7 protein-coding genes and 1 pseudogene are annotated in these 11,632 nt (G+C 58.9%); 4 read left to right on the forward strand and 4 right to left on the reverse strand.

Features of this window, described 5'->3' with window-relative positions; genetic code table 11:
- Positions 1-15: 15 nt before the first annotated feature.
- On the forward strand, positions 16-810 hold the full coding sequence (locus Q8K09_RS10360; protein ID WP_305254889.1) for a SapC family protein: 795 nt from the start codon (positions 16-18) through the stop codon (positions 808-810).
- Positions 811-1,311: 501 nt separating this feature from the next.
- Here Q8K09_RS10360 and Q8K09_RS10365 read toward each other — a convergent pair.
- A pseudogene (locus Q8K09_RS10365) lies at positions 1,312-1,458 on the reverse strand (Arc family DNA-binding protein); the annotation flags it as partial.
- 668 nt (positions 1,459-2,126) lie between these two features.
- Here Q8K09_RS10365 and Q8K09_RS10370 point away from each other — a divergent pair.
- The 3 genes from Q8K09_RS10370 to Q8K09_RS10380 are packed head-to-tail and all read left to right on the forward strand — an operon-like array spanning position 2,127 to position 6,533.
- Positions 2,127-3,833 carry a type I secretion system permease/ATPase gene (locus tag Q8K09_RS10370; protein ID WP_305254890.1) on the forward strand — a complete coding sequence of 569 codons (1,707 nt, stop codon included), beginning with the start codon at positions 2,127-2,129 and terminating at the stop codon, positions 3,831-3,833.
- A gap of 17 nt (positions 3,834-3,850) precedes the next feature.
- Positions 3,851-5,179, forward strand: coding sequence for an HlyD family type I secretion periplasmic adaptor subunit (locus tag Q8K09_RS10375; protein ID WP_305254891.1), 1,329 nt, complete (start codon positions 3,851-3,853; stop codon positions 5,177-5,179).
- A 4-nt stretch (positions 5,180-5,183) separates the two neighbouring features.
- Positions 5,184-6,533, forward strand: a complete 1,350-nt coding sequence (locus Q8K09_RS10380; protein ID WP_305254892.1) for a TolC family outer membrane protein — start codon at positions 5,184-5,186, stop codon at positions 6,531-6,533.
- A 391-nt stretch (positions 6,534-6,924) separates the two neighbouring features.
- Here Q8K09_RS10380 and Q8K09_RS10385 read toward each other — a convergent pair whose 3' ends face one another.
- The 3 genes from Q8K09_RS10385 to Q8K09_RS10395 form a co-directional block, all read right to left on the reverse strand.
- Positions 6,925-8,247 carry a tetratricopeptide repeat protein gene (locus Q8K09_RS10385; RefSeq protein ID WP_305254893.1) on the reverse strand — a complete coding sequence of 441 codons (1,323 nt, stop codon included), beginning with the start codon at positions 8,245-8,247 and terminating at the stop codon, positions 6,925-6,927.
- A 209-nt stretch (positions 8,248-8,456) separates the two neighbouring features.
- The gene (gene glyA / locus Q8K09_RS10390; protein ID WP_305254894.1) at positions 8,457-9,713 is read right to left on the reverse strand and encodes a serine hydroxymethyltransferase; all 1,257 of its coding nucleotides are present in this window, start codon (positions 9,711-9,713) and stop codon (positions 8,457-8,459) included.
- Positions 9,714-9,955: 242 nt separating this feature from the next.
- A complete protein-coding gene (locus tag Q8K09_RS10395) occupies positions 9,956-11,593 on the reverse strand; it encodes a ShlB/FhaC/HecB family hemolysin secretion/activation protein (protein ID WP_305254895.1) in 1,638 nt (545 codons plus the stop codon).
- Positions 11,594-11,632: the final 39 nt, after the last annotated feature.

An 11,632-nucleotide genomic window follows, 5' to 3' on the forward strand; every position in this document is an offset into this window, starting at 1 on the left:
ACAAGGAGAGATGCGATGGCCAATTACGTGCCGATTTCACGGGTGAAACACGCCGGCTTGCACTGGAAAAAACCGACCGATTATGGCTTCGCCCGTGGCGAAGCCCTGCAGCCGCTGGTAGTGGCTGAGTTGCCCAGGGTGGCGCAAAACATGCCTACGGCATTTGTCGTCAGCGGTGATACCTATGTGCCGGTGTTGCTGGCCGGTGTGCAGCCCGGCATCAGTTTGCTGGTTGCCGATGACGGCCGCTGGCTGGGCGGTTATGTGCCTGCGGTGTTGCGCAGTCATCCATTCAGTTTGTTCATGAGTGCGGCCGGCGAATGCGTAGTGTGCGTGGATGCGCACAGTCAACACCTGAGCCAGGACGCCGATGGCTTGCCGCTGTTCGGCGCCGACGGCGGTGCCTCCGCAGCCGTCAACCAACTGTTGCCGCTGCTGGAACGCCGCGAGCAATCCCGGCAGCAGACCGAGTTGGCGTGCAAAGCACTGCAACAGCATGGGTTGCTCATGCCCTGGGTTATCCCCGCAGATGATGCGGCGGGCATGCCCGAGATGCGCGGTCTGTTTCGGGTCGACGAGGCGCGCCTGAATGCGCTGGACGATCAGGCGTTTCTGCAATTACGCCAGGCCCAGGCACTGCCGATGGCCTACAGCCAGTTATTGTCCATGCTGCACTTGCCGCGATTGGTCGGGATGCATCAAGCCTGGTCGCGCAACAGGCAGGTGACCGCCAATTTACAAACGGTAGCCGCTGAGCTGGGCGACAGCCTGAGCAGCGCCGGCGGAACCATCAGCTTTGCCGGTCTGTGACGGTTGTTATGCACGCAACTGAACAAACCGCCAACACGGTCTAACCAACACAACAATTCATCGCCATGTGCGTTCGGCTTGCGGTCGCAGTGTTGGGTTACGCCGCCGCGGCGTTGGAAAATACGTGGTCTGCGCGGCTAACCTACGCGGCCCGACCCAACCTACGGTTTGGTGTGTGGCAATGTGCCGATTTTCGTAGGTTGGGTTAGCGGTGCGTCACGCCATGCAGGCAAACCAACGGTTCCGGCCACCGCGTAACCCAACACGGTCTCGCCAGCACAACAATTCATCGCCATGTGCATTCGGCTTGCGGGTGCGGTGTTGGGTTACGCCGTCGCGGCGTTGGCAAGGGTGTGGCCTACGCGGTCCGACCCTAGGGTTTGGGCTGCGGCCTTGTGCCGAAAAGCATCGCGGCTGAAGCCCCTCCCACGTAAGGCAAGGTGCGTTAGGTTGCCTGCGAAGTTATTCGTCGCCTTGCTGCGCAGTGCTTGCAACTGGTGCAAGGGTGCGCTCAAGGATGGAGATTATTTCGGAGTTCATGCTGCGGTGGTTGGTTTGGGCCACTTCAGCGAGGCGCTCCCTCATCTGGGCTGGCAGGCGGATAACTAACTTCACTGCCGGTTGGCTGGAACTCTGCGGATGTATCATTTTTGCCTCATCAAGTTTTCTGGGGCGCTTGTAACCGTTTCGGGTATCCCTTTGCAGCGCTGGCACTAGCTCCTTATTTGGCATCCGGTAGATTTGGCGTCGGAATAATGGCGGATTCTACTGCCTGTTAACAAAAAGTATAGTGCTTGCCGGCGTGGAGAGCCCGAACGTAGGCGAGAGAAATCGCGGTGATGACACACGTTAATAAAGTCAGCCGGGTAGTGCCTAGCGGTTGTCTCGTTGGAATGAAAACGTGCACGTGCGCATGGCTGTTCAGGGTGTGAGTTGACCGCTTTGGCGGTAGGCTAGCAATTTTATGTGTCGCGTTATTGGGTTTATTTGTAGCTATCTGCTGCGATAAATAGGTTTAAGGAAGCTAATTACCAAGATCGCTGTTTATTTTGGCTGTTGTCGAAAGCGCCTGTGGCGCAAGTGTGTCGCCGCGTGGGCATGCTGGGTTGGATACGGGCATATTGGCGATATAAAGCTCTGTGTCTATCGCGTTTTGGCGGCGCATCCCAGAGGCATTCCGGCCCCAGGAATTTTTTGTTTAGGCGGCTGTAAGGGGCGACAGACGCACGCGAGGTGGCGGGGTGTTGGCATCATAATGACACCTCCGTGATATCATCCCGGGCTGTTTTTGTTACTGAGTCTTTAGGGTCCCGCGCATGAAGCCCCCATCCCAGTCTGACCTGAAAGCTGCCTTGCTTGTGTGCAAGGGGGGCTTTTTCTCTGTTGGTTTTTTCAGCCTGTTCGTCAATTTCCTGATGCTGGTCCCCGCGTTCTACATGCTGCAGGTGTATGACCGGGTGATCGCCACTGGCAGCCATTCGACCTTGCTGATGCTGACCCTGATTCTCACCTTGCTGCTGGTTACCATGGGCGTGCTGGAGTGGGTACGTTCGCGCATTATGGTGCGCCTCAGTACGCGGCTGGATCTGATCCTGGGGCCGCGCCTGTATGACGCCAGCTTCAAGCAGGCGCTCACCTCAGGTGGTATGCAGGCCTCGGCCCAGCCCCTAAGTGACCTCACCGGCTTGCGTCAGTTCATTACCGGCAATGGGCTGTTTGCGTTTTTCGATGCGCCCTGGCTGCCGATCTACCTGGCCGTGATGTTTTTGTTCCACCCCTGGTTTGGTTGGTTTGCCGTGGGTTGTGCGCTGGTGTTGGTGGCCCTTGCCTTCCTCAACGAGCGGCTGACCAACGCGGCGCTGCTGGAGGCCAACAAGCAAAACCTGGCCGCCACTGCCTTCACCCAGAAGAACCTGCGCAATGCCGAGGTGGTTGAGTCCATGGGCATGCTGGGGATGTTGCGTGAGCGCTGGCAGGCGATGAACCACCAGGTGTTGTCCCTGCAGGGCGTGGCGAGTGATCGCGGTGGCAGTATTGCGGCGTTTTCCAAGACCTTTCGTTTGTTGGTGCAGTCGCTGATTCTGGGCTTGGGTGCCTACCTGGCGATCGAGCAGGAGATTACGCCGGGGCTGATGATTGCCGGTTCGATTTTGCTCGGCCGGGCGTTGGCACCGATCGATCAGATGATTGGTGCCTGGAAGGGCTTTTCTGCGGCGCGTGGCCAGTATGCGCGGCTCGATGAGCTGCTTGAACAGGTTGCCGCCGAGCCGGAGCGCATGTCGTTACCTGCGCCGCGTGGCGAGGTAAGCGCAGAAAACCTGGCGGTGGTGCCGCCTGGGGCGCAAAAGCCGGTGCTGGTAGGGCTGAACTTTCACGTGGCGGCTGGTGACGCGGTGGGCATTATCGGTCCTAGTGCGTCGGGTAAATCGACCCTGGCCCGTGCGCTGCTGGGTATTTGGCCGGCCGCACAGGGCAAGGTGCGCCTGGACGGTGCCGACGTGTTTGCCTGGAAGCGTGAAGAGCTTGGTCAGCATGTCGGTTACCTGCCGCAGGATGTCGAGTTGTTTGACGGTTCGATCAACGAGAACATTGCCCGCTTTGGCAGCGTTGACCCAGTGGCCGTGGTTGAGGCCGCCCGCCTGGCCGGTGTGCATGAACTGATTCTCAAGTTGCCGCAGGGCTATGACACGGTGATTGGTGCAACCGGCGGTGGCCTGTCCGGTGGCCAGCGTCAGCGCATCGGCCTGGCGCGGGCGGTGTATCGGCGGCCGCAGTTGATCGTCTTGGATGAGCCCAACTCCAACCTGGACGATGTGGGTGAGCGGGCGCTGTCCGAGGCCATCGTCAAGCTCAAGCAGGCGGGCTGTACGCTGTTTGTGATTACTCACCGCACCAGTGTGCTTAATGCCCTGGACAAGCTGATGGTGCTGCGTGATGGCGCGCTGGCGATGTTCGGCCCACGCGACAAGGTGCTCGCCGAGCTGAGCAAGGCCCAGCAGTCGGCAGCAGCAGTGCGTGCGTAACCCTTTAAAGGATGGAAATGGACGTGAGTAATTCTTCCCCCGCGGGCCTTGCGCCATCGCTGCCGTTGGCGACCAACGATTTGCCTGTGCGGCGTATCGGCTATGCCGTGTTGTTTGTGACGTTCGGCCTGTTTGGTTCCTGGGCAACCTTTGCCCCGTTGAACAGCGCGGCCCTTGCGTCTGGCGTGGTCACGGTCAAGAGCTACCGCAAGACGGTGCAGCACCTGGAGGGCGGCATCGTTAAGGCCATTTACGTGCGTGATGGCGACCAGGTGGCCGCTGGTGATGTACTGCTTGAACTGGACGGCACGCAGGCATTGGCCGAGCTGGAAATGGTGCGCAGTCAGCTGATTGCATCGGTCGCGCTGGGCGCACGGCTGGTAGCGGAGCGCGATGGCCTGGATGTGGTTGATTTCAAGCAGGATGCCAGCAGCGCCGATCAGCGTGTGCTTGAGGCGCAGCAGAACGAGGACCAGGTTTTTCAGGCTCGTCGCTCCGCCCGGCTGGGCGAGACCGGTGTGCTGCAAAAGCGTGTGGTGCAACTCGACGAGCAGATTCGTGGCATTAATGCGGTGATCGCCGGCAAACAGAAGGAGTCGGCTTTTTACGAAGAAGAAGTCGGCGACTTGAGTGCGTTGCTTAAAGAGGGTTTTGTCGACAAGCAGCGCTTGCGTGAGCAGCAACGCAATGGTGTGCGCCTGCTGTCTGAAATCGCTGAGTTACGCTCGTCCATTGCCGGCGCGCGCTTGCAGATTGGTGAGACTGAGTTGCAAATCATGCAGCTCAACAAGGATTTCATCGCGGAGGTGGTTACTCAGCAATCCGAGGTGCAAACCAAGATTTTTGATTTGAACGAGCGCTTCGCCGCAGTTGCCGAGCGTGCCCAGCGTATCCGCGTACGTGCGCCTGAGGCCGGCATGGTGCTGGGCATGCAAGTGCATACGGTGGGCGGGGTGATTGCGCCGGGTACGCCGTTGCTGGATCTGGTGCCGGCCAGCGAGGATCTGGTGGTCGAGGCGCAGATCTCGCCGATAGACATCGACCGAATCGCGCTTGGCAAGTTGGCGGATGTGCGCTTCAGCGCATTCAACAGCGCAACCACGCCGGTGATCGAGGGGCGTCTGGCGCAGATTTCTGCCGACCGTCTGGTCAATGAGCAAACGGGTGTTCCGTATTACCTGGGCCGCATTGAGCTGACCGATAAGGGTCGCAAGGCCCTGGGTGACTTGACGCTGGTGCCCGGTATGCCAGCCGAAGTGCTGATCAATACTGGCGAGCGTACGTTATTGAATTACCTGGTGCAGCCGGCGACTAATGCGTTTGCCCGTTCACTGATTGAGGACTGACCCTGTGCGGCATTTTTTCTGTGGTGTGATGCTGCTCGCGAGTGCGCCTTTTTCCGGTGTGGTATTCGCCGCTGTTCCCAGTCAGGAGCAGGTGGTGGATTTATGGCAGTTGTTTCAAGAGGCCGAGTTGGAAGACCCACGTGTGCTCGCCGGACGTGCACGCAGCGAGGGTGGTGCGTGGCGTGAGCGCGAGGCCTTTGGCCAGTTGCTGCCGCAATTGAGCGCCAGCAGTACGCTCAATCGAACTGCGCAGGACAATGACATCACCCGGCAGATTTATAACGGTGAGCGCTACGCGCTGACCTTGAGTCAGGTGATTTATGACGCACAAACCTGGCACAACTACCGCCGTTACAGCGAGCTGGCACGGCAGCAGGAGGCGGAGTACGCGATTACTCAAGAAGAGGCGACGCTTGATCTGATCGAGCGCTACTTCACCGCCTTGGCGGCTGAGGATGAGCTGGCTCTGGTGTCTGCTGAGTTGCGCGCCACTGAGCGTAACCTGGCACGCGTCAATTCGTTGTATGAGCGCCAACTGGCAATGATTACCGATGTGCTGGAAATCTCGGCGCGGGTGGATTCACTAAAATCCCGCGAAATTGAAGCGCGTAACACCGTAGAGGTGGGCCGCGAAGCACTGTCCGAGATGATTGGGCGTGAGATTACCGAGCGCTTGAAACGTGTCGGTGAGCAGGTCGTGTTTCTGCCACCGGAGTATGACCGTGAATACTGGGTGCAGCAGGCCATGACCGAGAGTCCGGTTTTGCAGGCGCGCAACCGTGCGGTCAGTGCTGCGCAGGCTGCCTTGCAACAAGCGGCAGGTGGGCATAAGCCCAAGGTCAGTTTGAGCCTGAGTGGCCAGCGTAGCGACATCGGTTACGAGAACAGCCAAGCGCAGATCACGGATACCTATGTGGTGAGTTTGGGGGTTCAGGTGCCGCTCTACAGTGGTGGCTCGACCCGTGCGCGGGTTTCAGCCGGCGCTTCCGACTTGATGGTGGCCGAGCAAGAGTTTGAACAAGCCAGGCGCCAGGTGGTGCGTGAGACGCGCTCGGCGTTCTACGACACCCAGGCAGGCGTAAGCAAGATTTCCGCCTCCCGCAAGGCCATGGCCTCTTCGGCAAAGGCCCGTGAAGCTGCCGAGCGGGCGTTTGGTTTTGGCGTGATGAACGCCGTGGATGTGTTGAACACGATCAAGGAAGAGTACGCCGCGCGCCGCGCCATGCTGCAGTCGCAGTACGACTTCATCCTCAGTTCGCTGGTGCTACGTCGCTGGAGCGGCTCGCTGGTACGCGATGATGTACGCAAGGTCAACGAGTGGCTGGTGGATGTCGCGCCTGCTGATCGCGGCTAACCTACGCGGCCCGACCCAACCTACGATTTTGTGGTTTGGTCGCGAATCATGGGCGTGCGCAAATCCGTAGGTTGGGTTAGCGGTGAGCCGCATTGCCCCGGTAAGCCAACGATTATGGCCACCGCGTAACCCTACATGGTTTCGCACAATCATCACCCTGTGCAGCCGGCTCGCGGTCGCGCTGTTGGGTTACGCCGCGCCCCGTAATCGCGGCGTTGGCAAGGGTGTGGTCTGCGCGGCTAACCCACGCGGCCCGACCCAACCTACGGTTTGGTGGTTTGGTCGCGAATCATGGGCATGCGCAAACCCGTAGGTTGGGTTAGCGGTGAGCCGCACTGCCCCGGTAAGCCAACGATTGTGACCACCGCGTAACCCAACATGGCCTCGCGGTTTAGCCTGCGCTGTTGTTTTGCTGGATCATGCGGCCGTACAGTTTTTCCAGTTGCTCCCAGGCAGCGATGGTTTGCGCGCTTTGTGGGCCCGTCTGCGAGTGGATAACAACGGTGGCATGGCGCAGCACTGCAAGCGCTTCGTTGAAGCGGTTGGCCTGCATCAATAGCATGCCCAGGTTATTGCAACTTTCCGCCACAAGCATGTGGTTGGCACCTAAGCGCTTCTCTCTGATGGCCAGGCCTGCGCGTAGTTGCTCTTCTGCATCTTGCTTCATGCCCAGCAGGTTGAAGAGCACGCCCAGTCTGTTGTGGATATCTGCAACGCCAACTGATTCCTCGCCTTCGAGTTGCTGGCGAATGCGTTTTACGCGCAGCAGCAGCGGCTCTACTTCATTGAGTTTGTTGGTCTCTGTGAGTTGGGTCGCCAGGTTGAGCAGGGGGGCGCTGACTTCGAGCGTGTTAGCCGCATTTTTGCGTTCGTAGATTTCAATTGAACGCCGGAAATAGGCTTCTGCTTGCGGAAACTGACCTTCTTTTTTGCGCACCACCGCGAGGCTGTTGTAGGCCTTGGCTGTGGCTGTTGCACCGGTAGGGTAGAGCAGTTCGAGTATGCTGATTTGCTCTGCAAGCTGGCGCTGGGCCTTGGCCATTTGGTTGGTGCGGATGTAAAAGGTGGCGAGTGTGCCGTGTATCCTGGCAACTGCCTCCGAGTTCTTGCCCAAGGCTTGTTGCCGCAACTGCAGTGTCTGCAGTAGGAGTTTTTCGGCATCGCCAGGTTGATTAAGCCGTACCAGACTCTCGGCCAGAGGGACTATCGAGCGCGACAGGTTGTGATGGTTCTTGCCGTAGGCGCGGGTTCTGACGGCGAGGCTGGCGCGGTAGTGCGTTTCGGCTTCGCGGTACTGCTGGTTGAGCATGGACAAGCTGCCGAGGTTGTCATGCGCGCGCGCCAGTGTTTCCAGTTGCGCTGATGCGTTGCCACCGGCTGCTGCCTTTTGCGAGGCAAGTGCTTGCGTACAGATGCTTTTGGCGCCGACCAGATCTCGTTTTTTGAGGGCGGTTTCGCAGTCAGAATTGCTTGCTGCTAAGGCTGCGGGGGCGAGGAGGGCCGCAATGAGTGGCCAGGCAATCGTGTAGTGGGCGCGCTTGAGCAATTCGAGAGTCCATGTGGGCTGTGGTCGCAGGGAGCGATCTTCACATGGATGCGACGGGTGAGCAATCGAGGTGTGCAGTGTGTAGTTGTTGAAACGTAAAAGCCCGGCATTGCCCACTGAAAAGGCGATGTACCAATAGCGTGTTGCGTTCAGTTGTCGCCACAGCATTTGAGGTGGTCTGGGTCTGTAGGGTGCGCCGTGCGCACCAGTGTTCGTTGCCTGCGTTGGTGCGCACGGCCTGGGCGGCCCCGCGTCACCCTACCCGTTGCCAGCTATGCGAAAAGGACTTAGGCCTGAATCTCCCAGGCAACACGCTATTGGGACATAGCCACTAAAAAGCCCGCCAAGTGGCGGGCTTCTGTGTGCGGCAGTTACGTTTACTTGCCGTAGACCGGGAACGTGGCGCAGACCGCTTTAACCTGCTCGCGTACGCGGGCTTCAACGGCTTCATCGCCCAGGTTGGCGAGGATTTCGCAGATCCAGCCGGCCAGTGCGCGGCACTCGTCTTCCTTGAAGCCGCGGGTGGTTACGGCTGGGGTGCCGATGCGCAGGCCCGAGGTGACGAACGGCGAACGTGGGTCGTTGGGGACGCTGTTCTTGTTCACGGTGATAAAGGCGCGACCCAGTGCGGCGTCGGCGTCTTTGCCGGTGATGTCTTGCTTGATCAGCGAGAGCAGGAACAGGTGGTTCTCAGTACCGCCGGAGACCACGTCATAGCCGTTCTCGATAAACACGCTGGCCATGGCCTGGGCGTTCTTGATCACTTGCTGCTGGTAAGTCTTGAATTCCGGCTGCAGGGCTTCTTTAAAGCACACGGCCTTGCCTGCAATCACGTGCTCCAGCGGGCCACCCTGGCCACCCGGGAATACCGCGGAGTTGAATTTTTTCTCCAGGGCTTCGTTGGCGCGCGCCAAGATCAGGCCGCCACGTGGGCCGCGCAGGGTTTTATGGGTGGTGGTGGTGACCACGTCGGCGAACGGCACCGGGTTCGGGTACACGCCTGCCGCAACCAGACCGGCTACGTGAGCCATGTCGACAAACAGGTAGGCACCGACTTTGTCGGCGATGGCGCGGAAGCGCGGGAAGTCGAGGATCTGCGAGTAGGCGCTGAAACCGGCAATGATCATTTTCGGCTGGTGTTCAACGGCCAGGCGCTCGACTTCGTCGTAGTCGATCAGGCCGGTGACGTTGTCGATGCCGTACTGCACGGCGTTGTAGATTTTGCCGGAGAAGCTGACGCTGGCGCCGTGGGTCAGGTGACCGCCGTGGGCCAGGCTCATGCCCAGTACGGTGTCGCCCGGGTTGAGCAGCGCCATATAGACGGCGCTGTTAGCCTGGCTGCCGGAGTGCGGCTGGACGTTGGCGTAGTCGGCACCGAACAGCTGTTTGGCGCGGTCGATCGCCAGTTGCTCGACCACGTCGACGTATTCGCAGCCGCCGTAGTAGCGCTTGCCCGGATAGCCTTCGGCGTACTTGTTGGTCAGCACGCTGCCCTGGGCTTCCATCACCGCTGGGCTGGTGTAGTTTTCCGAGGCGATCAGCTCGATGTGTTCTTCCTGGCGCTGGGCTTCTTGCTCCATCGCGGTAAACAGTTCGGCGTCAAAACGAGCAAGATTCAAATCACGGCTGAACATGGCAAATCCCCTGAGAAAACCAGCTGGGCAGTAGAAAGAGGGTGCGAATTCTACCTCATCTCGGCCGGGCAGGGGTATGCAGTGCAGTCATGTGGCAGACAAGTGGGGTTCATGTGCACAGCGGCCTCGAACAACCCACGCTCTGTAGGGTGTCACTCGCCGCAGGCAGTGCACCATGGCTGCCGCGTGCCGAGCGGACGGCGGCTCGGCTGCCCTACCAGCAGGCAGTGTCCCCTGGTTCGCTATTGCCCCCATTCCCAGCTTAGTCGTGTGTAGAAAACCCAGTCATCCTGGTTTGGCAGGATATCAGCCAAGGCATTTGCATAGGTCATATTCACCGAGAACCCTTCAACACCGCTCCAGCCAAGGCCGACGCCTGCGGCCTTGGGCGTCTGCGTGGGGTTTTTTGAAAGCACAGTGCCTATGTCATAGAACACAAAGGGATCAAGCGTTCCACCCAGCGCACTTAGCCCGCTGTAATGGGCTTCGAGACTGGTCTGAATGCCATAGTCACCGCTGATAAGACCTGGCGCATAACCACGTATCGATGTTGGTCCTCCGACGGAGTAAGCCACGGCCCCAGGAATTGCTTCCTCGTTGGTGTACTGATAATCCATCTGCATCAACCCGTACCAAGCGGATTGATGTGGTCGGTAATAGGCGCTTGCGTCTCCGCTCAGTATTGCAAAACTCTGATCAGTCCCACTAGCTGCCTGGTTCTGCGTGCTCACCCAACCAACCAGTTGCCGACCTGATAATTGCCAGCCCGAGCCCAGCCAAGTGAACTGCGCGCCGGTATTGATTTTGTTGATGTCGTAGTCACTGATGGTCTCTCCAAGTACCGACGTTTTCGATGTCGAATACATAGCCGAGCCCAGCGCGTTGAGCCAAAAATTTCTGCTAGAAATGGCTAGCCAGGAAGCATCCAGCGTCAGGCTGGTTGAGTCTCCCTCAACCGCCAGATCCTGAAAATCACCCGCAGTCACTTCCGACTGGTTGACCGAGAGGCTACCGCCAAGCCGCCACCCGCTTGCCTTGATCGGCGCACTGTAGATTGAAGTGAACGCCTGGTTACCTTCCGACACCAGCGTATAGAGCAACCCCCTGTCGCTCCCGGTGAATACACCTTGGCGGCGATAGATTGCACCCACTTCATTTTCACCGGAGCTCTCGTAGCCATAGTTATCGACAAACAGTTGCACATTATTCTGCAGCGGTTCGTCGACGACCATGACTATGTCGGTAAGACCGAAGTCCTTGCCTGCACGCAGCTCGGCCTGCAGTCGTGCATCGTTGACCCGATTGAACTCGAGAATGTCGCTTTCCAGCACCTTCATATCGACCAGGGTCTTATCTTCGGGAAGCGGCACCCAGCCGCGCACGTAGGGCTCGGGCAGATAGCTATGACCTTCAATAAGCACTTCCCCCAGTTTCCCTTCAACCAGACGGATGATCACAACGCCGCCGGTGACATCCTGCTTGGGCAGCAAAGCAGTCGCCGTATAAATTCCTTTTGCCTGATAGGCCGCATTGATCTCTGCGACCATCCGATTCAGGTCGGATAGCCGCGTTTCCTTGTCTAGGTAAGGCAACACAATAGCTTTCAGCTCATCCGCGGTGAGCAACTCGGACTTGGTAAAACGCACGCTGTTGAGGACAAAAGAAGGTCCCGCGTCGGGAGCTTCGACTTCATCATCAGGAGCAACCAACTGCTCATCACGCTGCTGAATCTGCCTGCGTTCTTGCAAGGTCTGCTCACGACGTTGCAGTTCCCTTTCACGGCCCGCTGGGTCGGCAACCGGCGGGAGAGGCAAGGCATACGCATTCGAGATGAGCAGGCTGAGTAAAATGGCTTGTAGCGATAGACGCCGAAAATTCACGCAATATTCCTAATTGATGGACTACCGTCCGTGATCGGT

Source organism: Pseudomonas sp. (assembly GCF_030683065.1).
Classification (GTDB): domain Bacteria; phylum Pseudomonadota; class Gammaproteobacteria; order Pseudomonadales; family Pseudomonadaceae; genus Aquipseudomonas.

Bases quoted from the DNA above. Each gene is read 5' to 3' on its own strand.
- Q8K09_RS10360 (WP_305254889.1), top strand. From the start codon at position 16: ATGGCCAATTACGTGCCGATTTCACGGGTGAAACACGCCGGCTTGCAC.
- Q8K09_RS10370 (WP_305254890.1), top strand. From the start codon at position 2,127: ATGAAGCCCCCATCCCAGTCTGACCTGAAAGCTGCCTTGCTTGTGTGC.
- Q8K09_RS10375 (WP_305254891.1), top strand. From the start codon at position 3,851: ATGGACGTGAGTAATTCTTCCCCCGCGGGCCTTGCGCCATCGCTGCCG.
- Q8K09_RS10385 (WP_305254893.1), bottom strand. From the start codon at position 8,247: ATGCTGTGGCGACAACTGAACGCAACACGCTATTGGTACATCGCCTTT.
- glyA (WP_305254894.1), bottom strand. From the start codon at position 9,713: ATGTTCAGCCGTGATTTGAATCTTGCTCGTTTTGACGCCGAACTGTTT.